24 protein-coding genes, 2 tRNA genes and 1 pseudogene are annotated in these 25109 nt (G+C 65.9%); 18 read left to right on the forward strand and 9 right to left on the reverse strand.

The window, feature by feature from the left end; genetic code table 11:
• Positions 1–64: 64 nt before the first annotated feature.
• Positions 65–433: a VOC family protein gene (locus WBB07_RS07040; protein WP_526306090.1), complete on the forward strand. Its 369-nt coding sequence runs from the start codon at positions 65–67 to the stop codon at positions 431–433.
• A gap of 302 nt (positions 434–735) precedes the next feature.
• On the forward strand, positions 736–1011 hold the full coding sequence (locus WBB07_RS07045; protein WP_526306091.1) for an Atu4866 domain-containing protein: 276 nt from the start codon (positions 736–738) through the stop codon (positions 1009–1011).
• Positions 1012–1128: 117 nt separating this feature from the next.
• Here WBB07_RS07045 and WBB07_RS07050 read toward each other — a convergent pair whose 3' ends face one another.
• A complete protein-coding gene (locus WBB07_RS07050; RefSeq protein ID WP_526306093.1) occupies positions 1129–2235 on the reverse strand; it encodes an FAD-dependent oxidoreductase in 1107 nt (368 codons plus the stop codon).
• A gap of 70 nt (positions 2236–2305) precedes the next feature.
• Here WBB07_RS07050 and WBB07_RS07055 point away from each other — a divergent pair, with 70 nt between their 5' ends.
• Positions 2306–2932 carry a TetR/AcrR family transcriptional regulator gene (locus WBB07_RS07055; RefSeq protein WP_526306095.1) on the forward strand — a complete coding sequence of 209 codons (627 nt, stop codon included), beginning with the start codon at positions 2306–2308 and terminating at the stop codon, positions 2930–2932.
• Positions 2933–3085: 153 nt separating this feature from the next.
• Here the strand turns inward: WBB07_RS07055 and WBB07_RS07060 are convergent.
• A tRNA-Lys gene (locus WBB07_RS07060) sits at positions 3086–3158 on the reverse strand.
• Between the two features lie 170 nt (positions 3159–3328).
• Here WBB07_RS07060 and WBB07_RS07065 point away from each other — a divergent pair.
• The gene (locus WBB07_RS07065) at positions 3329–4549 is read left to right on the forward strand and encodes an Ig-like domain-containing protein (RefSeq protein ID WP_526306097.1); all 1221 of its coding nucleotides are present in this window, start codon (positions 3329–3331) and stop codon (positions 4547–4549) included.
• 1 nt (position 4550) lies between these two features.
• Here WBB07_RS07065 and WBB07_RS07070 read toward each other — a convergent pair whose 3' ends face one another.
• The 3 genes from WBB07_RS07070 to orn form a co-directional block, all read right to left on the reverse strand.
• The gene (locus WBB07_RS07070) at positions 4551–5105 is read right to left on the reverse strand and encodes a hypothetical protein (RefSeq protein WP_526306099.1); all 555 of its coding nucleotides are present in this window, start codon (positions 5103–5105) and stop codon (positions 4551–4553) included.
• A 76-nt stretch (positions 5106–5181) separates the two neighbouring features.
• A tRNA-His gene (locus WBB07_RS07075) sits at positions 5182–5254 on the reverse strand.
• A 43-nt stretch (positions 5255–5297) separates the two neighbouring features.
• Complete coding sequence (orn, locus tag WBB07_RS07080; RefSeq protein ID WP_526306101.1) at positions 5298–5945, reverse strand: oligoribonuclease; 648 nt, start codon at positions 5943–5945, stop codon at positions 5298–5300.
• A gap of 96 nt (positions 5946–6041) precedes the next feature.
• Between orn and WBB07_RS07085 the strand changes: the two genes are divergently transcribed.
• Positions 6042–7613, forward strand: coding sequence for a helicase HerA-like domain-containing protein (locus WBB07_RS07085; protein ID WP_526306103.1), 1572 nt, complete (start codon positions 6042–6044; stop codon positions 7611–7613).
• 23 nt (positions 7614–7636) lie between these two features.
• Entirely contained in the window at positions 7637–9142 is a 1506-nt protein-coding gene (locus WBB07_RS07090) for a DUF7782 domain-containing protein (RefSeq protein ID WP_526306105.1), read from the forward strand.
• 91 nt (positions 9143–9233) lie between these two features.
• Here WBB07_RS07090 and cmrA read toward each other — a convergent pair whose 3' ends face one another.
• Positions 9234–10040, reverse strand: a complete 807-nt coding sequence (cmrA, locus tag WBB07_RS07095) for a mycolate reductase (RefSeq protein ID WP_526306107.1) — start codon at positions 10038–10040, stop codon at positions 9234–9236.
• A 62-nt stretch (positions 10041–10102) separates the two neighbouring features.
• Between cmrA and WBB07_RS07100 the strand changes: the two genes are divergently transcribed.
• The gene (locus tag WBB07_RS07100) at positions 10103–11452 is read left to right on the forward strand and encodes an MFS transporter (protein WP_526306109.1); all 1350 of its coding nucleotides are present in this window, start codon (positions 10103–10105) and stop codon (positions 11450–11452) included.
• Here the strand turns inward: WBB07_RS07100 and WBB07_RS07105 are convergent.
• Positions 11444–12199: an MmpS family transport accessory protein gene (locus WBB07_RS07105; protein WP_526306111.1), complete on the reverse strand. Its 756-nt coding sequence runs from the start codon at positions 12197–12199 to the stop codon at positions 11444–11446. The two genes, WBB07_RS07100 and WBB07_RS07105, sit on opposite strands and share 9 nt — an antisense overlap.
• Positions 12200–12339: 140 nt before the next feature.
• Between WBB07_RS07105 and WBB07_RS07110 the strand changes: the two genes are divergently transcribed.
• The 3 genes from WBB07_RS07110 to WBB07_RS07120 all read left to right on the forward strand — a co-directional run bounded on the left by WBB07_RS07110 (position 12340) and on the right by WBB07_RS07120 (position 14727).
• Positions 12340–14211, forward strand: a complete 1872-nt coding sequence (locus WBB07_RS07110; protein WP_526306113.1) for an alpha/beta hydrolase family protein — start codon at positions 12340–12342, stop codon at positions 14209–14211.
• Positions 14212–14317: 106 nt separating this feature from the next.
• The gene (locus tag WBB07_RS07115) at positions 14318–14527 is read left to right on the forward strand and encodes a hypothetical protein (RefSeq protein ID WP_526306115.1); all 210 of its coding nucleotides are present in this window, start codon (positions 14318–14320) and stop codon (positions 14525–14527) included.
• A 44-nt stretch (positions 14528–14571) separates the two neighbouring features.
• Positions 14572–14727 carry a DUF6131 family protein gene (locus WBB07_RS07120; RefSeq protein ID WP_526306117.1) on the forward strand — a complete coding sequence of 52 codons (156 nt, stop codon included), beginning with the start codon at positions 14572–14574 and terminating at the stop codon, positions 14725–14727.
• 158 nt (positions 14728–14885) lie between these two features.
• Here the strand turns inward: WBB07_RS07120 and WBB07_RS07125 are convergent, their stop codons facing one another.
• Entirely contained in the window at positions 14886–15479 is a 594-nt protein-coding gene (locus WBB07_RS07125; protein WP_526306119.1) for an SACE_7040 family transcriptional regulator, read from the reverse strand.
• A 91-nt stretch (positions 15480–15570) separates the two neighbouring features.
• On the opposite strand from WBB07_RS07125, the gene WBB07_RS07130 reads away from it, so the two are divergent.
• From WBB07_RS07130 to WBB07_RS07165, 8 genes are all read left to right on the forward strand, one after another.
• Positions 15571–17121, forward strand: a complete 1551-nt coding sequence (locus WBB07_RS07130) for a carboxyl transferase domain-containing protein (RefSeq protein ID WP_526306121.1) — start codon at positions 15571–15573, stop codon at positions 17119–17121.
• Between the two features lie 5 nt (positions 17122–17126).
• Positions 17127–19118, forward strand: coding sequence for an acetyl/propionyl/methylcrotonyl-CoA carboxylase subunit alpha (locus WBB07_RS07135; RefSeq protein WP_526306123.1), 1992 nt, complete (start codon positions 17127–17129; stop codon positions 19116–19118).
• The gene (locus WBB07_RS07140) at positions 19111–20259 is read left to right on the forward strand and encodes an acyl-CoA dehydrogenase family protein (protein ID WP_526306125.1); all 1149 of its coding nucleotides are present in this window, start codon (positions 19111–19113) and stop codon (positions 20257–20259) included. The genes WBB07_RS07135 and WBB07_RS07140 overlap by 8 nt, the downstream gene beginning before the upstream one ends.
• A gap of 4 nt (positions 20260–20263) precedes the next feature.
• Positions 20264–20773, forward strand: coding sequence for a MaoC family dehydratase (locus WBB07_RS07145; protein ID WP_526306127.1), 510 nt, complete (start codon positions 20264–20266; stop codon positions 20771–20773).
• Positions 20763–21584, forward strand: a complete 822-nt coding sequence (locus tag WBB07_RS07150; protein WP_526306129.1) for an HpcH/HpaI aldolase/citrate lyase family protein — start codon at positions 20763–20765, stop codon at positions 21582–21584. The genes WBB07_RS07145 and WBB07_RS07150 overlap by 11 nt, the downstream gene beginning before the upstream one ends.
• 96 nt (positions 21585–21680) lie before the next feature.
• On the forward strand, positions 21681–22772 hold the full coding sequence (gene pdhA / locus WBB07_RS07155; RefSeq protein ID WP_526306131.1) for a pyruvate dehydrogenase (acetyl-transferring) E1 component subunit alpha: 1092 nt from the start codon (positions 21681–21683) through the stop codon (positions 22770–22772).
• Position 22773: 1 nt separating this feature from the next.
• Positions 22774–23799, forward strand: a complete 1026-nt coding sequence (locus WBB07_RS07160) for an alpha-ketoacid dehydrogenase subunit beta (protein WP_526306133.1) — start codon at positions 22774–22776, stop codon at positions 23797–23799.
• Positions 23796–24908 (forward strand): 2-oxo acid dehydrogenase subunit E2, encoded by a 1113-nt coding sequence (locus WBB07_RS07165; RefSeq protein ID WP_526306135.1) that lies wholly within the window; start codon positions 23796–23798, stop codon positions 24906–24908. Before WBB07_RS07160 ends, WBB07_RS07165 begins: the two co-directional genes overlap by 4 nt.
• A gap of 3 nt (positions 24909–24911) precedes the next feature.
• Here the strand turns inward: WBB07_RS07165 and WBB07_RS07170 are convergent.
• Positions 24912–25109: pseudogene (locus tag WBB07_RS07170) on the reverse strand (enoyl-CoA hydratase); the annotation flags it as partial.

The raw sequence follows: 25109 nt of genomic DNA on the forward strand, positions 1-25109 counted from the left end.
CAGCATTCTGACATACCTTGGCCTATGTCAGTAACCTGACACTTCACAGTTGAGGAGAATCATCATGCCCGCCACCGGCCCCGACTTCATTTCGCTCCAGGTACGCGATCGCGATGTCTCGCAAGCGTTCTATGGGCAGTACCTCGGCCTTGTTCGCTCGCAAGCCGGCCCGCCGCACGCCGTGGTCTTCGAGACGAAGCCGATCGCGTTTGCGCTCCGCGACATCGTTGCGGGCACCGATCTGGAATCCACTTCGCAGCCCGGCATCGGTGCCGCGATCTGGCTCCACGCCACCGATGTTCAGGACATTCACGACGCTCTCGTCGCCGACGGTCGCACCATCGTCTCCGCGCCGATCGACGGCCCCTTCGGTCGGACCTTTACCTTCGCCGACCCCGACGGCTACCAGATCACTCTCCATGACCGCACCTAGGAAGGGCCGCGCCGGTGAGCTGGGCGCGCCGAGATCCGTTCAGAATACGAGGATTGAAAGGTGGGACTGCCCTGGGTGGGTGCGTTGCGCCCAGCCACACGTGTCGCGATGAGTGCAGGATGAAGGGAGCCGCACCGAAGGGACAGTAGATGCGCAGTGCCACCGACCAGAATCCGAATGCCCGACGCAGGGTCGGCATGTGCCTCGCTGCGGTGCTCGTTGTGGGCCTCGGTGCCTGCTCGTCGTCCGAGCGGGTGGTGCCGGAAAACCTTGACACTCGGGCAGTCTCGGAGGAACGCGCTGTGAGTACTTCGCACCCGTATGTGGGGATGTGGGTCACCGCCGACGGGCACATTCGGCAGGAACTGCTCGCCGATGGTCGCTATGACGAAGCGCGGGGGAACCGGCCGAGTGCGTATACGGGCTCGTACTCCGTGGTGGGGGACCAGATCGACTACGTCGACGACACTGGATTCACCGCGGGCGGTACCTTCGACGGCGACGTACTCCATCACGCCGGCTACGTGTTCTATCGCGAAGGCAGCCAGGCGCATATCGAAGCGGCATACACGGGCTGAGAACACTCAGGTGCCGCCGCAATCCGGGATGTGCCCGGCTCTGTTGTTGCTGCTGCTGTCTGTCGCTGTACCAAGCGCACTCGTGTCCTGGTCGAGTGAAGGTCAGCTGTCTCATTCCTAGGTGCGGGACAGGCTGAGGTCGCGGTTGCGGGCGTCGATCTGTTCTTGGGTGGCGGGGACTATGAGGTCACCGCCGGGTATGGCAGTTGCCTGGCCGCGGGTCGCGTGGGGCCGTTGTTCACGCTCGTATTGCGCCAGCGCCTGTTGCGGATCATCGGGGTGCTGTTGGAGGGCCTCGGTGAGTAACCAGGCGCCGGTGAGGGCCAGGCTGGTGCCGCGGCCAGACAGGTTGGCCGCACAGTGCGCGGCATCGCCGACCAGTACGACGTGGCCTTGGTGCCAGGCGGGTAGATGGATCTGGCTGACGGAGTCGAAATAGAGTTCGGGGTCTTGGCGCGCCGCATCGAGTAGTTCTGGAACTCTCCACTCGTCGTGGTTGCCGTAGGTTTCGATGAGGATCTGTTTCTGCGCTGCGAGGTCGTGGTAGTCGTACTCGATCCAGGGGGATCGAAACATGAACACTGCCAGCGCTGTTGAGTTGTAGGTCGCAAGACCGATCAGGTGGCCGGGGAAGTTGTACAGCGGGTTGGTGCGCCCCTCTGGCATATGGCCGGGTAGCTCGGCGAGGGCAACGTAGAAGCCGAGATGGCGCAGGAACTGCTGCTCTGGTCCGAAGATGAGTCGGCGAGTGCCCGAGTGCATGCCGTCGGCGCCCACCACCAGGTCGTACCGCTCTTCGGAGCCGGAGGAAAAGCGCACGTCGACCCCGTCCGGGTCATCGCTGAGTTCGGCGATCGATTCATTGAATCGCAGCTGTGTTGTCGAACTGAGTTTGTTGTGCAGGATGGTGGCAAGGTCTTCGCGCGGGATTTCGATGTCATCGGCGGAGTCGTTCATGTGCTCAAGAGGTATCTGCGCCACCACCGTGCCGGTGCTGTCGACGAACTGCGCGCGTTCCGTCATATCGATCTGGTGCGCCAAGATCTGTTCGCGCACTCCCATCTTGGCGGTGACGGCGATGGAGTCGCCGCGGATGTCGATGGGCGATCCGTTGACGCGGAGGTGGTTTGCGCGCTCGATGAGTGTGACGTCATGTCCGGTGGCGCCCAGGTTGACGGCGGTGCTGAGGCCGGCGATGCCGGCGCCGGAAACGAGGATCTTCATGACGGTGTGCTCCCATTCTCGGTTAAGATACGTTTCGTATCTAACGTAGACTCTCCTATTAAGGAACGCAATGTCTCTTAATGTGAAAGACGGGCCGCACCGACGCCGCGGTCCTGCTCTAGAGGCGGCACTACTGGATGCCGCCTGGGCGGAGTTGACCGAGCATGGTTATGACGAGCTGACCATCGACGCGGTTGCCGCGCGGGCTGCGACCAGCCGTGCGGTGCTGTACCGGCGCTGGCCCAACAAGCAAGAACTGGTGTTCGCCGCACTGGCTCACGAGGCCGGGAAGCATGTAGTGGTCACCCCCGACACCGGGAGCCTGCGCGGGGACGTCATCGGCCTGTTGCAACAAGCCAACAAGGTCAGGCACGAGTTGGCGGCGCAGTTGTTCACTCAACTCGGCGGCTTCTTCCGCCAGACGGGTACAAACTTCGCCGATCTGGGCGCGTTCATCCGTGGGGGCCGGGACGCCAGCCTGGAGCAGGCGATCCAACGGGCCATCGACCGCGGTGAAATCGATCCGGAACTGGTCACCAACCGCATCGCCCGACTGCCGGTGGACCTGTTCCGCTACGAACTTCTGGTCACACTGCAACCGCTGTCCGACGACACCATCGACGAGATAGTCGACACGATCTTTCTCCCGCTCGTTGGCTGGAGGCAGCTCAGCCCACCCTTGGAACGTCCTGACTGAACCGGCAGGGACTCATCGATCGGTGCGGGACCGCCCGGCGTGACGTGCGGTTCATTGCGGTACGGCCGGGGCTCGGAAACGAAACAGGGCAGGTTCCAAGCTCTCTGGGTTGACCCGTAGGTGAACCTGGAGCTCGGAGCCTGCCCTGAGCTGTGCGCCGTCAGGGTTTCGAACCCCGGACCCGCTGATTAAGAGTCAGCTGCTCTACCAACTGAGCTAACGGCGCGTGAACTTGCGTGGGAGAGAGTAACAGGCCAGACGCCGTTGGCGGAAATCCACACGTTGGACGGCTCCCGCGCCGAGGTCGCGCACTGTCGGTAGGAGCCCCTAGACTCTTTGCTAACGACGCAGGCGTGCCTGCATGTGTGATTGACCCAGTTGTGAGGTGTAACAGGTATGTGGCAGGTCCGTTCCGTGGCCCGTCCGCAAGGCTTCCGGCCATGGTTTGCGGCATTGCTCTTGATTCCCACCGTGGTGCTCACCCTGAGCGCCTGCGCAACCGAGAGCGCCGCACCGGCGGCACAAACCATCGAGAACAAGGGCACGCCGTTCGGTGACCTGCTGGTCCCCAAACTCACCGCGACGGTGACGGACGGTGCGGTGGGTGTCTCGGTGGATCAGCCCGTCACGGTCTCCGTCGAAGACGGTGTCCTCGGGTCGGTGTCGATGGTCAATGAAGACGGCACTCCGACGCCTGGAGAGCTGAGTAGTGACGGACTCAGTTGGTCGACGACGGAGCCGCTCGACTACAACGAGAGCTACACCCTCAACGCGACCTCGCTGGGCCTGGGCGGAGAAGCCAGCCAGCAGATGGTCTTCGAGACGCATTCGCCGGAGAACCTGACGATGCCGTACCTGATGCCGGCAGACGGTTCCACCGTCGGCATCGGGCAACCGGTCGCCATTCGATTCGACGAAAACATCCCCAACCGGGTGGCAGCCGAGCGGGCCATCAAGATCACCACCACGCCGCCTGTCGAAGGCGCCTTCTACTGGCTCAACAACCGTGAAGTACGTTGGCGGCCCGAGCATTACTGGAAGCCGGGAACGACGGTCGACGTGCAGGTGAACACCTATGGTGTGGATCTGGGGGATGGGCTTTTCGGTCAGGACAACGCCAGCACGAAGTTCACCATCGGTGATGCCGTGATCGCCACTGCCGACGACGCCACCAAGACCCTGACCATCCGGGTCAACGGTGAGATCGTCAAGACCATGCCGATCTCGATGGGCAAGAACAGTACTCCGACCAACAATGGGGTGTACATCGTCGGCGACCACTACGCGGACCTGGTGATGGACTCCTCCACATACGGAGTTCCGGTGAACTCACCCAACGGCTATCGCACCGAGGTGCAGTACGCCACGCAGATGTCCTACAGCGGTATCTATGTGCATGGCGCGCCCTGGTCGGTTGGCAGCCAAGGCTATTCGAACGTCAGCCACGGCTGTTTGAACGTCAGCACCAGCAACGCGCAGTGGTTCTTCAACAACACCAAGCGTGGCGATATCGTCGAGGTGATCAACACCGTCGGCAGTGTCCTGCCGGGTACCGACGGGCTCGGCGATTGGAACGTCCCGTGGGACCAGTGGCACGAGGGCAACGCCAGCGCCTGAGTCAGGACCGGACCACCGCGATCGTCGTCGGGTGCTCCGGTAGATAGCGCAGCCGCACTTGTGCTCCTTTCGGCACCACGCCGTCTGCGGTGGTTTTCGCCCGCTGCTGATTGCCGTTGTCGTCGACGTACTGGACCGCCACCCGGGTCATCGGGATCGCGCCGACGTAATAGCGCCACGCCCAGACGACGGTGCCGGTGGTGGCCGTTCCATCGGTGCCCACCCGGCGGCGTAGTTCGGCGCGACCACGCAGCCGGCCGTGCTGCAGCTCTATTGCGACCGCAGCGGCTGCTGAGGCGGCCATGGTGGCCACGCTGACCGCTCCCAGGCCGAAAGCCGCTGCGAGGGCGGCAAACGGCAGCAGCGCCGCCCGTAGTGAGAGGACCGGATGCAGGAACACCCCGGCCAACGCCAGAAGCGCCGCGGCGACCAGTAGCCAGGGCGCCCATTCGCCGTCGGGCAGGAGCCAGCCCGCAGTCAGCCCGCTGGCCCACGCTGTTGCCCAGCATCCCCAGGACAAGACGTTGCGGGTCTTTTCGGAGGAAGCCACGGCCACCGTGCCATTGTGCCCAAGCTCGGGCTCCGAAAACAGAAACGCCGCCTACCGGAGTAGACGGCGTTTCCGCACATCGGGTGGCTGACGGGACTCGAACCCGCGACAGCCAGGATCACAACCTGGTGCTCTACCAACTGAACTACAGCCACCATTGCTGCTCACCGGTCTCCCGGATGCGCAGCGTGGTCGATCTTAACCGGAAGAACCGCCTGGCGCCGAATCGGTTTTCTCCGGCGCTGTTCCCGGCGGGCCGAGGACGGCGGCAACGGCCGCGATTTCGCTGGTAGTGGGCCCGGGAGGAGCGACGAACGCGGTGTCGCGGTAATACTTCAGTTCGCGGATCGACTCGTGGATATCGGCGAGCGCGCGGTGCGCCAAGCCCTTCTCCGGCTGGCCGTAGTAGATCTTGGGGAACCAGCGGCGGCACAATTCCTTGATCGAGCTGACATCGATCATGCGGTAGTGCAGGTAGTCGTCGAGCAGCGGCATGTCCCGGGCCAGGAAGCCGCGGTCGGTGGCGATCGAGTTGCCGCACAGCGGGGCGGTCTTGCCGGACTTCACGTGGGTGCGCACATAGTCGAGCACCGTCGCCTCCGCGGTGGCCAGATCCACGGTGGAGGCTCGCACCTCGTTGGTGAGGCCGGAGCGGCTGTGCATCTGCTTGACCACATCGATCATCCCGGACAGGGCGGCCTCGTCGGCGTGGATGACGACGTCGACACCCTCTCCGAGAACATTGAGGTCGGCATCTGTCACCAGCGCCGCGATTTCGATGAGCCGATCCGAACCCAGATCCAGCCCCGTCATCTCACAGTCGATCCATACCAATTCGTCCCGCACAGGCCTCACATTAAGCCCAGGCGCCGACGGCGGCGCGCCCACACCCCGTAAGGTCTAGAGCTGCCACCGCTGCAGACTCCGGCGAGAGGACGACTCATGGGCTCCGATTCCGCTGCCGAGATCGCCTCGGGTTACGCCGTTGCCGGCGCGGCGCTGACCCTCGGCACGGTTGTCGTCGACGGGGAGGTCACCCCGGACGCGCAGGTGCGGATTCCGTTGGCGACGATGAACCGGCACGGCCTGGTATCCGGGGCGACGGGAACTGGCAAGACCAAGTCGCTGCAGGTGATCGCCGAGCAGCTTTCCGCCGCGGGTGTCCCGGTGGTGATGGCCGACGTCAAGGGCGATCTGTCCGGGTTGTCGATGCCCGGGCAGCCCGGTGACAAAGTGACCCAGCGGGCCGTCGACACCGGTGACGACTGGGCGCCGACCGGTTTCCCGGTGGAGTTCCTGTCGCTGGGTACCTCGGGTATCGGGGTGCCGGTGCGTGCGACGATCACCAGCTTCGGGCCGGTCTTGCTGTCGAAAGTGCTGGGCCTGAACCAGACCCAAGAGTCCACGCTCGGTCTGATCTTCCACTGGGCGGATCAGAAGGGGCTGCCGCTGCTGGATCTCAAAGATCTGCGGTCGGTGATCGCGTTTCTCACCGGCGATGACGGCAAAGACGAGCTCAAAGCCCTCGGTGCGGTGTCGAAGACCACCGCCGGGGTCATCCTGCGTGCGCTGGTGAATCTCGAAGCCGAAGGCGCCGACACGTTCTTCGGTGAACCGGAGCTGCAACCCGGGGACCTGATGCGGGTCGACCCGTCGGGCCGGGGTGTGATCACCCTGCTGGAGCTGGGCAGCCAGGCCGCGCGGCCGGTGATGTTCTCGACCTTCCTGATGTGGGTGCTCGCCGACCTGTTCACCTCCCTGCCGGAAGTCGGCGACATCGACAAGCCGAAACTGGTGTTCGTCTTCGACGAGGCGCATCTGCTGTTCACTGACGCCTCCAAAGCCTTTCTGGCGCAGGTGGAACAGACGGTCAAGCTGATCCGCTCGAAGGGCGTCGGTGTGTACTTCTCCACGCAGCTGCCCACCGACATTCCCAACGAAGTGCTCTCGCAGCTGGGCGCCCGGATCCAGCACGCTCTGCGTGCGTTCACCCCGGACGACGAGAAGGCGTTGAAGAAAACGGTGCGGACCTATCCAAAGAGCACGGTGTACAACCTCGAGTCGGCCCTGACCTCGCTGGGCACCGGCGAAGCCATCGTCACCGTCCTCTCCGAACACGGCGCACCCACCCCGGTGGCCTGGACACGCATGCGTGCCCCGCGTTCGCTGATGGACACCATCGGCGCCGAAGCGATCACCGCCGCGGCCAAAGCCAGTCCGCTGCAACAGGAATACGGGCAGACCATCGACCGGGACTCGGCGTATGAAAGGCTGGCCGCACGGCTGGCACCGCCGCCGGAACCAGAGTTGGCCCCGATGCCTGACCTGCCGCCGGTGCCGACCGATGTCTATGTGCCGCCGATGCCGGCTCCCGTCGGTGTGGGTGAGCCCGGGATGCTCGAGAAGGTGATGGACAGCCCGGCATTCAAGAGTGCGATGCGCTCGGCGGGCACCGTGATCGGGCGCGAGATCACCCGGTCGATCTTCGGCACCGGCCGTCGTCGCCGGCGCTGAGCCGTGCTGCAACGATGGAGATCATGACTGCGCCACTGAATTCGGATGATCGCGTCGAGGCCCTGGGTGAGGATCTGCGATCGGCGGGCTACACCACCGCTGGCGTGGAAGACCTCCTCGGGCCTGCCGCCGCTGCGTTCGGCCGGGGACTGTGGTGGCCGGCCTTGCGTGCCACCGAGCGTGCCGGATCGGACCAGCAGCGGCTGGCGGTGTTGGTCCGGCTCTTCCTGCTCGGCAACGACGAACCCGTGGAGCACGTCGAACTGGCCATGCCCACCGTGGGTCTCGGCGCGCTGATCGACAGCGGAGTCGTCGAGACGACACCGCAGGGAACTGTGCGGGCCGCGCTGGATCTTCGTCCGCACAGCGACGGGGCCCGCGACTTTCTGGTGGTTTCCGACCAGGACGGGGCGTTGCGCTCGGGTCCGGTGCGCCACGACCATGTTCTCGGTATCGGTGGCGCCTCGGTATCGCTGGCCCAGGCGGTGGTGCGCGATCCGGTGCGGCGCGCGTTGGATCTGGGGACCGGCTGCGGCATCCAGGCACTGCACCTCGACGGGCACTGCGATGAAATCGTCGCCACCGACACCAACCAGCGTGCCCTGGCGCTGGCCGCGACGACGGCCCGGCTCAACGGGATGTCGTGGGATCTGCGGTGTGGCAGCCTGTTCGAGCCGGTTGCCGGCGAGCGGTTTGACCTGATCGTGTCGAACCCGCCGTTTGTGGTGGGCTCCGGGGCGCTCGACTTCCAGTACCGCGATTCCGGTATGGCCGGAGATTTGTTGTGCGCCACACTGATCAGCCAGGTGGGTGATCATCTCGAGCCGGGCGGCTCCGCGCAGATCATGGCCAATTGGATTGTCCGAGAAGGGGATGACTGGCGGGACCGGGTGGCCGGTTGGCTGGCAGACACAGGTCTGCACGCCTGGGTGGTGCAACGCGAGTTTGCCGACCCGATCAGCTATGTGTCGCTGTGGACCGCGGATGCGGGGGAGTTGCCGGAGGAGGCGGCGCGCCGCGGCGGGCAGTGGCTGGACTGGTTCGGGGCCGAAGACATCGCCGGTATCGGGATGGGTCTGATCACGCTGCGGGCACCGCGCCTGGGTGAGCGGCGCGCACCGGACCGCGTCCTCGAGGAGATCACGGGTGCCGACGAGATGCTGACCGGCCCGGAGGTGGCGGCCTTCTTCGCTCGTCGGGAGTATCTGCACGACACCACCGACAACCAGTTGCTGGGGGCGCGGTTGTCCACAGCGCCGGTGTTCCTGGAAGAGCAGTCGCTGCCCGGCGTCGACGGCTGGCAGCTGGTGGGCGCGGCAGTGCGGCGACCCGGAGGCCCGGCCGCGGTTCTCGGTGTCGACGAGGTGTCGCGGGCGCTGCTTGCCGGATGCCGCGGCGAGGTGCCTCTGGGTGCGTTGCTCGAGCTGTTGGCAGCTCATCACGGGGTGGATGCTGCAGCGTTGGCTGACGCCGCGCTGCCGGTGGTGCGGGAAGCGATCGGCCGGGGCATCCTCTACGAGGCGCGGTAGCCGGAGTCCGAGCCTGGTCTGTGCGAGCGCACGCATTTGTACAGAAATGCTCGGCGTGTTGCGTACAGACCCGCGCGCTCGGCAGAGATGGCTAGCCGCCGCCGAGCTTCTTGTAGACCGCGCCGACGATCGGGGTGACGATGGCGCGGGGGGCGTAGCCACTGGCCACTGACATCGCTTTCGACGTCACGCCGGGAACCACCCGCATCTTGTTCTGCTCCAGGCCGTCCAGCGAGATCTTGGCGGTGTACTCGGTCGAGATCCACAGGAAGTCCGGAATCAGCTTCTCCACCAAGGATTGCTCGGTCTCGGCGGGCAGTGTCTCCCGCACCGGGCCGGGTGCCAGCACCGTGACGTGCACCCCGTCCTTCTTCAGCTCACCGCGCAGCGACTCGCTGAAGGTGTTGGCAAAGGCCTTGGTGGCGGCGTAGGTCGCATTGTTCGGGATCGGCGAGTTACCCGCGGCCGAACCGGAAATCAGGATGCCGCCCTCGCGCCGCGACACCATTCCGGGCAGTACGGCCAGCACAAGATCATGCACGCCAAGCACATTCAACTGAACCTGCGCCTTCTCGGCGGCGGCCTCGAGCTTGGCGACCGGTCCGAAGGTCGCGGTGCCGGCGTTGGCACACAAGATGGAGATCCGGCGTTCGGCGAGCTCATCGCAGAACTCGCCGCGGGCCTGCGGATCGGCGAGATCGACCGGGCGTACCTCCACGGTGACGCCGTATCGCGCGGTCAGTCGCTCCGCCAGCGCGGTCAGCACCTCGGCCCGCCGGGCGGTCACGATCAGATGGTGCCCGCGCGCGGCGAGTTCTTCTGCCAGGGCTTCGCCGATGTTCTGGGAAGCTCCGGTGACAACGGCACGCGCGTCTGGATGTGGCTGGGGTACGGGCACGAGGGCCATGCTAATCAACGCGCGGGCCTGCGTCGGCGCGCCCGGTCGCTAGAGTGCCCGGAATGAGCAGACCTGTGAACGGTCCATCGACAGATGTGTCGACGACGGCCCGTTCCCGGGTCGCTTCGTGGGCGCTGTGGGACTGCGGTGCGACCGGTCTGAACGCGATCGTCGTCACGTTTGTCTTCTCGGTGTATCTCACCGGGGCGGTCGGGGAGGGCATGCCCGGCGGGGCGTCTCCGACCAGCTGGCTGGGCCGTGCCATGACGATCGCGGGCATCACGGTTGCCGTGCTGGCGCCGGTGACCGGCGCCTGGGTCCAGGCGCCCCGGCTGCGGCGCGAAGTGTTGGCGGTCTTCACCGGGCTCTCGGTCGCCGTGACCGCCTCGATGAGCCTGATCCGCGACGACCCGGGATATCTGTTCGCCGGGCTGGCACTGTTGGCCGTCGCCGGTGCCTGCACCGACCTGGCCACGGTGCCGTACAACGCGATGCTGCGGCAGTTGGCGATGCCGCAGAATTCGGGCAAGATCTCCGGATTCGGCGCCGGCGCAGGCTATCTGGGCAGTGTGCTGTTGCTGCTGGCCATCTACGCCGGCTTCATCGCCGGTGACGGCCCCACCCGGGGGCTGCTCGGTATCCCGGTGGCCGACGGGCAGAACGTCCGGATGGCGATGCTGCTCACCGCGGCGTGGTTCGCGATGTTCGCGCTTCCGCTGCTGCTGAGCGCCCACCGCTGGCCCGTAGCGGTGGAGCCCCCGGCCCAGCCGGTCGGGCTGCTGGGCGCCTACCGCAAGGTGTGGACCGACATCTCGGCGGAATGGCGGCGCGATCGCAACCTGGTCTACTACCTGCTGGCCAGCGCGGTGTTCCGGGACGGGCTCACCGGAGTGTTCGCCTTCGGTGCGGTCCTGGGTGTCACGGTCTACGGGCTGTCACAGGCCGATGTGCTGATCTTCGGGGTGGCCGCCTGCGTGGTGGCGGCGATCGGCGCGGTGGTCGGCGGTCACGTCGATGACCGGGTGGGCTCCAAGCCGGTGATCGTGACTTCATTGGTGGCGATGGTGATCACCGGTCTGACACTGCTGACGCTCTCGGGTGCGACGGCGTTCTGGGTGTGCGGGCTGCTGCTGACCCTGTTCATCGGGCCCACCCAGGCCTCGGCACGCACGATGCTGGTGCGGTTGTCGATCGACGGCCGCGAAGGAGTCGCCTTCGGGCTCTACACCATGACCGGACGGGCGGTGTCCTTCCTGGCCCCGTGGCTGTTCTTCATGTTCGTCGACCTCTTCGGCACCGACCGGGCCGGCATGGGCGGGCTGATCACCGTGTTGGTTCTCGGGCTGCTGGCGGTGCTGTTCGTCAAGGCCCCGCACCACCGGCTCGAGCGTGCGGGAGCCCCGTCAGCGTGACGCGCAGATGGTCAGGCCGGTTCCGGTGCGTTCCTGGACCTGCATGCCGTCGACCGACACCGTGCACGTCACCTCGCGGCCGACATTGAGCACCGTCACGCTGGCCGCGCTGGATGCCGGTGAACTCAGGCTGACCACCTTGGACCACGGCAGCACCACGTTGAACTCCATCTGCAGGACCCCGCCGGCATCGACGTAGGTGATGCTGATCGCGCGGCCTTCGCCGTTGACGGTGTAGACGACAGCCTCGCTGACACCGGGAACGGTGTTCGTCGGCGGCAGAATCGGTATCGACGGGGTTGGTGGCGTCGACGGGGTGGTGGTTCTCGGCTGGGTCGACGCCGGTGTCCGGGTGGTGGTCGGCGCGGTGGTGGCCGTGGGTTCTGCCATCGGCGGCAGTGGCGCCACCACGGTGTCCCGCTTGGATGTCCCGTCGGTGATCACCAGCGCGATCACCATTCCCAGCACGAGCACCACAGCCGCACCTGCGGCGAGCCACAACCAGCGCGGCGACCGTGGCGGCTTCGGCGGCTTCCCGCCGGGAGGCTGCTGGGACGGCTGCTGGGTCTGTGTCCAGTACGGCGGCAGCTGCTGGGTCGGATTCTGGGGGGCGTAACCGGGATAGTTGTACTGACCTGCGTACGCAGGGTCGGTATAGGGCGAATTCCAGTTGCCCACCGGTTCCGTCGGCTGGGACCAGCCTTGACGATTTGGATCAGACCCGTTGGGTCGGCGTGGATCGCTCATGCCCACCTCATGCCTGCAGGTTACCCGCGGCCGCATGTATCCCGGGCAACCCGGCTGGGTACCAACCGTTACGGTGACGGGCGGGCCGGCTTGTTGTTGCCGTGTTGGCGAGCAGAAACGAAGTGGCAGGAGGATCTCCGGTGGCACCGCAAGTGCGCGCGATCTACGGCGCGTCGCTGTCGCCGGATGCGACAGCGTTTGCGCACATCGTCGACGACGGTGGTTATCCGCGTGCCGTCCAGCGGTTCCTCCGGGGCTGGCGTGCCAGTTCTTCCCGTGATGTCGAACTTCCGGTCGACGGCCCGGTGACCCGTGTCATCCATTCCGCCGACGGCCACTGGCTGGCCTGTGAGGTAGCCCCCGACGGTGCGTCCCGCACCCAGATCTGGGTGGTGACGACCGACCCCGATGATCGCGACGCCCGCCGGATCGACGGACTGGAGCCGGATGCCGAGGACGCCACCGCCGAGTTGATCGGCTGGGACGGCACCCAGGTGGCCGCGATCCTCACCGGGCAGGACGGCGTCGGCCAGTCGTGCCTCATCGATCCCGCTACCGGCAATCGCCTTGTACTGGATCGCCGGTCGGCGGGCCGGCTGGTGGACTCGTGGGCCGGTGCATCGCTGATCCGGGTTGGGCCGCGTGGTTACCGGGAACTGCTGATGCTGCGCGGGCAGACTGAAATATCTTTGCTGCCTTACGATCCGGGTGCGACGACGGAAGCCGGGGTGATTCTCGACGACCAGGGGCCACGCCGGCTGCGTTCCGGGCCGGACGGTGAGGCGATGACGCTCTACCAGCCGGCCACGAACTATCCGGTCGAGAGTGCCGAGGGATTCGTGCGGGCATTGATCCGCTCCGACAACGGCACCGACCACGCGCGATTGCTCGAGGTGACCGTCACCGAGGAGGGGGTCTCCTACCACGTCGTCGCGGAGAAGCCCGGCTTCGGGCTCGACGAGTTTGTGGTCAGCGACGATCTGTCCACGGTGGCCCTTCTCTGGAACATCAACGGGTGCAGTGAATTACAGATCCTGCAGTATTCCGATTACACGTTGTCGCCGGCCATTCCGCTGCCGGGGATGGTGGCCGGCGAGCTGTCGATCAGTGCCGGCGGTTCCATGGTCGCCATGACGGTGGAAAGCCCGTGGCAGCCACGGACCGTGGAACTGGTGGACACCAGGACCCTCGAATGGGAGCCGGTGGATCGGGTGCCGATGTCCGGTCCGCTGGCCGCGGCCCCGACGCTGGACACCATCACCGCACGGGACGGGATGTCGTTCACGGCGTGGCGTTACAGCCCGCCGGCGGGGGTGCCGGACCTTGGTGCGCTGATCTACCTGCACGGCGGGCCGGAGGGGCAGTCGCGGCCCGGCTACAGCGAGGTGTTTCCGCAGCTGCTCAACGCTGGTATCACCGTGATCACGCCCAATGTCCGGGGTTCAGGTGGGTTCGGCCGCACCTTCATGCATGCCGATGACCGCGAGCGCCGCTTTGCCGCCATCGACGATGTGGCCGACTGTGTGCGGCACCTGGTGGACAACGGTTTCGCTGATTCGGCGCGCATCGCCTGTGGCGGCTGGTCTTACGGCGGCTATTTGACGCTGGCGGCACTGACTTTCCACCCGGAGCTGTTTGCCGCCGGTGTCAGCATCTGCGGCATGAGCGACCTGAGCACGTTCTATCGCAACACCGAGGCCTGGATCGCTGCGGCCGCGTACCCCAAGTACGGCCACCCGATCAGTGACCGGGATCTTCTGGATCAACTCTCGCCGCTGTTGAGGGTGGACGCGCTGACCGCGCCGTTGCTGCTCGTCCACGGTGGCAACGACACCAATGTGCCCGTCGGTGAGTCTGATCAGATGGCTCAGGCGCTGCGGGAGCGTGGCCGCACCGTGCGGTATCTGGTGTTCGACGACGACGGTCACGAGATCGCCAAGCGGGAGAATCGGGCCGCCCTGGCGAACGCCGTGTGCGAGTGGCTCGACACTGCTTTCGCCGCCACCCGCTGAGCCCGCGGGCCCACCTGAATGCTCGGCCGGCGGGCAATGTTTGGGATTTTTGCGCCCGGGTAAACCTTCCTCCGCCAGGTAGTGATGAAGTCGAACGGAGGCTCAGATGCGACGCGGCGGTCTGCTCGGCGTGATTGTTCTGGTGTGGCTCCTTGTCGGAGTGTTTGCCGCGTATCAGCGGGGCTACTTCGAGAATACTGAAACAAACTGTGCGACAGCGGGTTCCATCGCACTGACTGTGGTGGTGGGGCCGTTGAATTACGCAGGTGTCAATCCCACGGTGGAGAGCTGCAATTTGCCGCAACCCAGCGCGTGATCGCCCAGCGACCAAGAATCAGATCCCGGAATTAGGAGTCAACAATGATCGTCCTCGGAGCAATTCTGCTCATCTTGGGCTTTGTGCTGCACATCAACATCCTGTGGACCATCGGCATCATCCTTTTGGTGATCGGCGCGGTCTTCTGGATTCTCGGTTCGGTCGGCCGCCCGGTCGGCGGACGCAAGGCCTGGTATTAGCCCTACCTGCAATCGGGTCCAACTCACTGCACGGGCGTCGTTTGGCGCCCGTGCGGTGCTGTGTCCGGAGCCGGCTCCGGGCGCACCGTGGAATGAATGTGCAGGTGAATGAACTTGCTGCGCAGGGTGTTCAACCCGAATAGGCACCCGAATAGGCGTCAGCCGGCTGATTGCAGCGCGGCCATGGCCATCGCCCGCAGCACCGCCCGCGAGTGCGGTGTGGAGCCGGTCGGTTTGGTGCTGTACGGGGTCGAGTTGATCAGCCCGAACACGGCGTGGGCCATGATGCGGGCCCCGGGTTCGTCCAGCCCCGGGTGCAGCTCACGCAGGACCTTGACCCACAGCTCGACATATTGACGTTGGCTGCGCCGAACCTGTCGCAGCGCAGCGGTGGGCAACTGGTTGAGGTCGCGGTCCTGGATGCGGATCAGGTCCGGCTCTCCGAGGGCGAAGTCGAGGTGGAAATCCACGAGCCCCGACAGTGCCGCCTCGGCATCGTCGCTGTGCTCGACTACGGCACGCCCACCTTCGAGTAGGCGGGTGCTGATCCCCACCAGCAATTCGGTCAGCAGCGCCTCTTTGCCGCTGAAGTGCCGGTAGATCGCCGGTCCGCTGACATCGGCGGCCGCTCCGATGTCGTCCAGTCGCACCGCCAGGAAGCCGCGCTCGGCGAACTGCAGCTCGGCGGCTCGCAGCAGCAGACTGCGCCGGTCGGACTTGAGTCGACTGCGACGGGTGGCCTCGGTGGACATGGCATCTCCTCCCCGCTCTGGACAATTTCGGTTAATGATGAATAACATATCACCAGTTAGTCATCATTAACCGAAATCTGATGAGGCGGGTATGACCACTGTGGTGTCCAACCGCGATCAACACCTGGCGCTGACAACGGTGCTGCGGGAAAAGCTGGCCGCTGCCGCGCTCGGCGGACCGGCCAAGTCCCGGCAGCGCCATGTCGACCGGGGCAAGCTGCTGCCGCGGGAGCGTGTCAACGGGCTGCTGGATCCGGGCAGCCCGCTGTTGGAGGTGGCTCCGCTGGCGGCCGACGGCATGTACGACGACGAATGCCCCGGTGCGGGCATGATCGTCGGGATCGGCCGGGTATCGGGCCGCGAATGCATGATCGTCGCCAACGACGCCACCGTCAAAGGCGGTACCTATTACCCGATCACCGTCAAGAAACACCTCCGGGCCCAGGAGATCGCCGGGCAGAACCGGTTGCCGTGCATCTACCTCGTCGACTCCGGCGGGGCGTTCCTGCCGCGGCAGGACGAGGTGTTCCCCGATCGTGATCACTTCGGCCGGATCTTCTACAACCAGGCCACGTTGAGTGCGCGCGGCATACCGCAGATCGCCGCCGTGTTGGGGTCGTGCACCGCAGGCGGTGCCTACGTCCCCGCGATGAGCGATGAAGCGGTGATCGTGCGCAACCAGGGCACCATCTTCCTGGGAGGCCCACCCCTGGTGAAGGCGGCGACCGGTGAGGTTGTCACCGCCGAAGAGCTCGGCGGCGGTGACCTGCACGCCAAGGTCTCCGGGGTCACCGACCACCTGGCCCACGACGATCGCGACGCGCTGCGAATCGTGCGCAACATCGTGGCCACCCTGGGCCCGCGCGAGCCGCGCCCGTGGGACGTCCAACCGACCGTCGACGCGATCGCCGACCAGAGTGAGCTCTACGACGTCGTGTCCACCGATTCCCGCGTCCCCTACGACGTCCGCGAGGTCATCACCCGGATCGTCGACGGTGGCGAATTCAGCGAGTTCAAGGCCGAATACGGGACCACGCTGGTCACCGGGTTCGCCCGTATCCACGGCCACCCGGTCGGGATCGTCGCCAACAACGGCGTACTGTTCGGCGAATCCGCGCTCAAGGGAGCGCATTTCATCGAACTCTGCGACAAACGCACTATCCCGCTGATCTTCCTGCAGAACATCTCCGGCTTCATGGTCGGCCGCGACTACGAGGCCGGCGGTATCGCCAAGCACGGAGCCAAGATGGTCACCGCGGTGGCGTGCGCCAGAGTGCCCAAGTTGACGGTGGTGATCGGCGGATCCTATGGGGCGGGGAACTATTCGATGTGTGGACGGGCGTACTCGCCGCGTTTCCTGTGGATGTGGCCGAATGCGCGGATCTCGGTGATGGGCGGCGAACAGGCGGCTTCGGTACTGGCCACCGTCCGCGGGGAGATGAGCCCAGCGGAGGAAGAGGAGTTCAAGGCTCCGATCCGGGCCCAATACGAGCACCAGGGCAGTCCGTATTACTCCACGGCACGGCTGTGGGACGACGGTGTCATCGACCCTGCTGACACCCGGACTGTTCTCGGGCTGGCCTTGTCGGCGGTTGCCAACGCACCGGTGGAACCGGTGTCCTACGGCGTTTTCAGGATGTGAGTGACATGTCTTTCGATACCATTCTCGTAGCCAACCGCGGCGAGATCGCGGTACGCGTCATCCGGACCTTGAAGTCGATGGGCATCCGGTCGGTGGCGGTGTACAGCGAGGCCGACGCCGGCGCCAGGCACGTCGCCGAAGCCGACACCGCGGTGCTGATCGGTCCGGCACCGGCCCGGCAGAGCTATCTGAACATCGCCGCGATCGTGGCTGCGGCACAACGCACCGGTGCGCAGGCCGTGCACCCTGGATACGGATTCCTCTCCGAGAACGCCGAATTCGCCGCTGCTCTGGACGCGGCAGGAATCGTGTTCATCGGGCCGCCCGCCTCGGCGATCTCCACCATGGGTGACAAGATCACCGCAAAACGCACCGTCTCACAGTTCGATGTGCCGGTGGTGCCCGGAATCGCCGAACCCGGATTGTCCGACGACCAGTTGATCGCCGCGGCCGAGGGAATCGGCTACCCGGTACTGGTCAAGCCGTCGGCCGGCGGTGGCGGCAAAGGCATGCGGCTGGTGGAACAACCCGGCGAGCTTGCCGCGGCGCTGGCCAGTGCCCGCCGCGAATCCGCCTCGGCTTTCGGCGACGACACGCTGTTCCTCGAGCGATTTGTGCTGCGGCCCCGGCATATCGAGGTGCAGGTGATCGCCGACCAACACGGCAACGTGCTGCACCTGGGCGAGCGGGAATGCAGCCTGCAGCGTCGGCACCAGAAGGTGATCGAAGAGGCTCCGTCACCACTGCTGGATGCGCCGACCCGAGAGCGGATCGGCGCCGCCGCGTGCAACACCGCTCGCAGTGTCGACTACACCGGTGCGGGCACCGTCGAATTCATCGTCTCCGCGGACCGGCCCGACGAGTTCTTCTTCATGGAGATGAACACCCGCCTGCAAGTGGAACACCCGGTCACCGAACTGGTCACCGGATGGGATCTGGTGGAGTGGCAGATCCGGGTCGCGGCGGGGGAGAAGCTGACCGCCGCCCAATCCGACATCGTGCTCGACGGGCATGCCATCGAAGCCCGCGTGTACGCCGAGGATCCCGGCCGCGGATTCCTGCCGACCGGGGGTGACGTACTCGAGGTGCTCGAGCCGACGGGTGCCGGGGTGCGCGTGGACTCCGGGTTGCGCGCCGGAACCGTGGTCGGCAGCGACTACGACCCGATGCTGGCCAAGGTCATCGCCCACGGCGAGGACCGGGCTGCGGCGCTGCGGGGACTGGACCGGGCACTGGCCGATACCGCCGTCCTCGGTGTTGTCACCAATATCGATTTCCTGCGGTTTCTGCTGGCCGACAACGACGTCCAGGCCGGCAATCTGGACACCGGGCTGCTGGACCGGCGCCTGCCGTCGTATCAGCCTGCCTCGGCGGCTGATCGAGAACTCGTCGCGGCGGCCGCATACCGGTGGCTACAGTGCTGGGGGCAGGCCGGAGACGACCTGTGGTCGATGCCGACAGGCTGGCGGATGGGCGATCATGCGCCGACGATCACCCGGCTGCAGTCCGGAACGCGCACCGAGCACGTGCACATCACCGGTCGCCCCGGCGCTGCGGTGGCGACTGTCGAAGGCGGACCCGCCCAGACGCTGACCGCCCACCTCGACGGTGTCCACCTGACGGTGGTGTTCGACGGCCTGCGCACCGAGTATGTGGTCGCCGGGGCCGATCACCAGATCTGGCTGGCCGGCGGTGGGACGGTCACCAGCGTGACCGAGGTGCGGGAGGCGCCGGTCCGTGCCGACGACACACAGTCCGGAGACGCCGAGCTCACCAGCCCGATGCCCGGTGCCGTCGTCGCCGTCAACCTCGCCGACGGTGCCTCGGTGACCGCGGGCACCGTCGTTGTCGCCGTCGAAGCGATGAAGATGGAGCATGCGCTGACCGCCCCCGTCGACGGGGTGGTGGAACTTCTTGTCGCCGTAGGCGACCAGGTCAAGGTGGGCCAGCCACTGGCACGCATCACTGCAATTCGAGAAAGCGAAACCGATGACTGACTACCTGTCGACGGGGAACCTGCCCGACGATTACGCCGAGCTGGCCAAGACCGTGCGGGACTTCGCGCGCAGTGTGGTGGCGCCGGTGGCGGCCAAACACGATGAGGAACACTCCTTTCCGTACGAGGTTGTCGCGGGGATGGCCGACATGGGCCTGTTCGGCCTGCCGTTCCCCGAGGAGTACGGCGGTATGGGCGGCGACTATTTTGCGTTGTGCCTGGCTCTGGAAGAGCTCGGCAAGATCGACCAGAGCGTCGCCATCACCCTGGAGGCCGGGGTCTCACTCGGCGCCATGCCGGTGTACCGATTCGGCAACGAGGAGCAGAAACAGCAGTGGCTGCCACTGCTCACCAGTGGAAAGGCCTTGGGCGCTTTCGGTTTGACCGAGGCCGGCGGTGGCAGTGACGCCGGCGCCACCAAGACCACCGCTAAGCTGGACGGCTCCGACTGGGTGATCAACGGCAACAAGCAGTTCATCACCAACTCCGGTACCGACATCACCCGACTGGTGACAGTCACGGCACTGACTGGCGAGAACGAGATCTCGTCGATCCTGGTGCCGGTCCCCACCAAGGGGTTCACCGCCGAACCCGCGTACAACAAGGTCGGCTGGAACGCCTCCGACACCCATCCGTTGACCTTCCAGGACGTCCGGGTGCCGCAGGAGAACCTGCTGGGCACCCGCGGCCGCGGATATGCGAACTTCCTGCGGATCCTCGACGAAGGGCGGATCGCGATCGCGGCGCTGTCGGTCGGTGCAGCGCAGGGCTGTGTCGACGAAAGTGTCAAGTACGCCAAGGAACGTTCCGCCTTCGGTAGGCCGATCGCGTCGTACCAGGCCATCGAGTTCAAGATCGCCCGGATGGAAGCCCGTGCGCACGCCGCGCGCACCGCCTACTACGACGCGGCGGCACTGATGCTCGCCGGCAAGCCGTTCAAGAAGGAAGCCGCGGTGGCCAAGTTGGTGTCCAGCGAGGCGGCCATGGACAACGCACGTGACGCCACCCAGATCCACGGCGGCTACGGGTTCATGAACGAATACCCCGTCGCCCGGCACTACCGGGATTCGAAGATCCTCGAAATCGGCGAAGGCACCACCGAAGTGCAGTACATGGTGATCGCTCGGCAGATGGGACTCTAGGACAATGGGCGACGGGAACGCGGAATCCAAAGTCATTGTGCAGCGCGGACTCTGGTTCGAAGAGTTGGAACTCGGTGTCACTTACGTGCACCGGCCGGGCCGCACCGTCACCGAGGCCGACAATGTTCTGTTCACCACGCTGACGATGAATACCCAGGCGCTGCACCTGGATGCCGCCTTTTCCGATGCACAGCCGCCGTTCCATCAGCGGCTGGTGAACTCGATGTTCACGTTGTCGACGCTGGTCGGGTTGTCGGTGGCCCAGCTGACGCAGGGCACCATCGTCGGGAACCTCGGGTTCTCCGATATCGCGTTCCCCAAGCCGCTGTTCCACGGTGACACTTTGTACGCTGAGACCATCATCGCCGACAAGCGGGAGTCCAAGAGCCGTCCGGGTGAGGGCATCGTGACTTTCGCCCACACCGGCCGCAACCAGCATGGCGATGTGGTGGCGACGGCGTCGCGTAAGACGCTGGTTCGCAAGACTCCGAGGGAGAACATCGATGGCGCTTGATCGGCCGGGACCGGCTTGGTTGTTCTGCCCCGCAGACCGCCCCGAACGGTTCGGCAAGGCCGCGGCGATCGCCGATGTTGTCATCCTCGATCTCGAAGACGGGGTGGCCGCCAAAGACCGAGAGTCGGCCCGTGCTGCGCTGATCAACACCCCTCTGGACCCGGGCCGCACCGTGGTGCGGGTGAATCCCAGCGGCACCGACGAGCACCAGCGTGATCGCGAGGCGTTGGCCAAGACCGAGTACACCACCGTCATGCTCGCCAAGACCGAGTCGGCCGACCAGGTCAGCGCGCTGGCACCGCTGGATGTCCTGGTGCTCATCGAGACTCCGCTGGGCGCCCTCAACGTCGTCGAATCGGTAAAAGCGGACAACGCGTACGCGGTGATGTGGGGCGCCGAAGATCTGTTTGCCGTCACCGGCGGCACCGCCAACCGGCGTGCCGACGGCAGCTACCGCGACGTGGTTCAGCATGTGCGGTCCCAGACACTGTTGGCGGCCAAGGCCTACGGGCGGCTGGCGCTGGACGCGGTGTACATCGACATCAAGGATCTCGACGGCCTGCGAGCCGAGTCCGATGACGCGGTGGCCGTCGGATTCGACTGCAAGGTCGCCATTCACCCCAACCAGGTCGCGGTGATCCGGGACGCGTACACGCCCAGCGAGGAGCAGGTGTGCTGGGCGCGACGCGTGCTGGCCGAAGTGGCGAACCAGCGAGGTGTTTTTGCCTTCGAGGGCATAATGGTGGATGCCCCAGTACTGCGGCGAGCAGAGCGCATCGTCGGCCTGGCGCCTCACCCCGGCGCGAGCTGACGGCCTCACACCAGGGGATTTGCTCTGACCGCAGCCGTACTGAGCACCTCAGTCATCTGACGGCGTCACATGCCGCCAGGGACCCAAGGAGGCGGTATGGCTGGTCTTGTGCAGTTCGTGGCTCCCGATGGGACACCCACCGATGACCTGCGAGCTCACCTTCAAGCCCACAAGCCGTTACCGCCGGAGACCCTGAGCTGGCTGTACGAGCTGATGGTGCTCACCAGAGACCTGGACACCGAGTTCATCCATCTGCAACGCCAGGGTGAGCTGGCGCTGTTCGCCTCCTGCCGCGGCCAGGAAGCCGCGCAGGTCGGCGCGGCGGCGTGCCTGCGGAAAACCGACTGGCTGTTCCCGCAGTACCGCGAACTCGGTGCCTTCCTGGCCCGCGGTATCCATCCCGCCCAGATCGGCGCGGTCTGGCGCGGCCGCTGGCACGGCGGCCTCGATTTCACCGGGAAGTGCTGCGCGCCCATCGCCATTCCGATCGGCACCAACGGTCTGCATGCCGTCGGCGCCGCGATGGCAGCACAACGCCTCGGCGAGGATTCGGTGACCATGGCCTTCCTGGGAGACGGCGCCACCTCCGAGGGGGACGCGCACGAGGCGTTCAACCTGGCCGCGGTGTTCCGCGCCCCGTGTGTCTTCTTCATCCAGAACAACCAGTGGGCCATCTCGCTACCCGTCCGTCGTCAGCACGCCGCGGCGTCGCTGGCGGACCGGGCGATCGGGTACGGCATGCCGGGTGTCCGTGTGGACGGCAATGACGTGCTGGCCTGTTTTGCGGTGGTGGCGCAGGCAGCTCAACGGGCCCGCGACGGCGGTGGTCCCACACTGATCGAGGCCCTGACCTACCGGATGGGCCCGCACACCACCTCCGACGACCCGACGCGCTACCGCGATCCGGCCGAGGTGCAGTACTGGCAGCAGCGAGATCCCATCGCCCGCTACCGCATGTACCTGCAGGCTGAAGGTGTCTGGACCGATCGGCTCGAGGAGCGGGTGTCCGCCCGCTCGACGAGGCTGCGGGACGAACTGCGCGAGAACGTGATCAGTGAGCCGGATTTTGACGTCCGGGAGGTCTTCGACACCGTTTACCACCACATCACCCCGGAACTCGCCCGTCAGCGCGACGGGCTGCTGGCCGAACTGAACGCGGTGGCCACGCCGGGTCGGAAGGAGGCCTGAGATGACGCAGCTCATTGAACGTCCGACGAGCTCCGGTGACGAACCCGCCACGCCCGCTGCGGTGGAGCTGGACATGGGTAAGGCGATCAACCGGGCACTGCACGACGTGATGGCCACCGACGACCGGGTGCTGGTGTTCGGCGAGGATGTTGCCCGGCTGGGTGGTGTCTTCCGGGTGACCGACGGCCTGGCCGAGACATTCGGTGAGCAGCGGTGTTTCGACACCCCGCTGGCGGAGTCGGCGATCATCGGCATCGCGATCGGCCTGGCCATCCGCGGTTTTGTGCCGGTGCCGGAAATACAGTTCGACGGCTTCTCCTATCCGGCATTCGACCAGATTGTCAGTCATCTGGCGAAATACCGGATGCGCACCCGTGGAGACATCGAGATGCCGGTGACCATCCGCATCCCGTCCTACGGCGGTATCGGTGCGGTAGAACATCATTCGGAGTCCACCGAGAGCTACTGGTTGCACACCGCGGGACTGAAGGTGGTGGTGCCGTCGAATCCGGCGGACGCCTACTGGCTGTTGCGACATGCGATCGCCAGCCGCGACCCGGTGATCTTCCTCGAGCCGAAACGACGATACTGGGGCCGCGGGCACGTCGACACCGGCATCCCAGGCCCACCGATCGGGCGGGCCGCGATCCGCCGTCCCGGCGTCGACGCCACCGTCATCACCTACGGATCCCTGGTGGCCACGGCGCTCAGCGCCGCCGAGCAGTGCGGGTGGGATCTCGAGGTGATCGACCTGCGGTCGTTGAATCCGTTGGACTTTCACACCGTCGCCGCCTCGGTGCAACGCACGGGTCGGGCCGTCGTGATGCACGAAGGCCCGCGCACCCTGGGTTTCGGTGCCGAACTGGCGGCCCGGATCCAGGAAGAACTGTTCTATTACCTGGAGGCACCGGTGTTGCGGGCCTGCGGTTTTGATACCCCATACCCGCCGGCCCGGTTGGAGGGGGTCTGGTTGCCCGGCCCGGATCGACTTCTCGACTGCGTCGAACGTGCGATGAGCATGCCATGAACGAATTCCTGGTACCGGACCTGGGAGAGGGTCTCGAAGAAGCGACGATCACCGAGTGGAATGTCGCCGTCGGCGATGTGGTGGTGCTCAATCAGACACTGTGCACCTTGGAGACCGCAAAGGCCGCGGTCGAGATCCCGAGCCCGTACGCCGGAAAGGTGGTGACACTCGGCGGGCGGGCCGGCGATGTGCTGGCCGTCGGGTCGGTGCTGGTGGGCATCGAAACCGACTCCCGCACCCCGGTTCTTGTCGGCTACGGCGCCGATGACGGGCTGGACAAGTCGCGGCGTTCCCGGCCCAAGGCCAAACCCGCGGTGCGTAAACTGGCTGCCGACCTGCTGGTGGACCTGAACGATGTCGAGCCCGGCCCAGATGGTGTGGTGACCCGCGACGCCGTGCTGGCCAAGTCGGGCATCACCACGGAAGCCCGCGGTCATGAGGTGCTTCCGGTGCGCGGGGTGCACGCCGAAATGGCAAAACGGATGGCACTGTCGCGCAGCGTAATTCCTGATGCGCACGCAGCTGTCGACATCGACGGCACCAGGCTTCTGGAATCGCGGGAGCGGTTGGGCGTGAGCACCTTCGTCCTGACATTGCGCCTACTGGTGCACACCCTGGGCCGGCACAGGATCTTGAACTCCACCTGGGCCGACGGGCCGAATGGATCCGAGGTGCATCTTCACCACGGGATCAACCTCGGGTTCGGTGTCGCCGCCCCGCGCGGGCTGCTGGTGCCGGTGGTCGCGCAGGCACACACCTTGACCACCAGGGATCTGGCCGCAGAGGTGAACCGGTTGGTCGAGGCCGCCCGTGCCGGCACGCTGAAACCTGCAGAGCTCCAAGGGGCGACGTTCACGGTGTCGAACTTCGGTGCCCTCGGCCTCGATGACGGGGTGCCGGTGATCAACCCTCCCGAGTCGGCGATCCTGGGGATGGGCATGTTGAAACCTCGGGCCATGGTGGTCGACGGTGCCGTCGTCGCCCGGCCTACGATGCGCCTGATATGTGCGTTCGACCATCGGGTGGCCGACGGCGCCCAAGTGGCCGCATTCCTGGGTGAGCTGCGGGCACTACTCGAGTCGCCGGACACTGCCCTGCTGGATCTGTAACAGCTATTTACGTTGTGCCGCAGCCAATCTGGCGGCAAATTCCGGTGATTGGATGGAGGTGGCCTGCGGGCCCAGTTCGGTGCGCATGGCCTGGTGGTGGGTATCGGTGTCGACCGAGCCGGGAGCCGCGGTGGCCCGCATGGTGGCTTTGGTCGCCAGCACCACCTCGCGCGGCGCGGCGGCCGGCCCGCGGGCCAGGTC

It is taken from the genome of Mycobacterium sp., from assembly GCF_049647605.1.
Taxonomy (GTDB): domain Bacteria; phylum Actinomycetota; class Actinomycetes; order Mycobacteriales; family Mycobacteriaceae; genus Mycobacterium.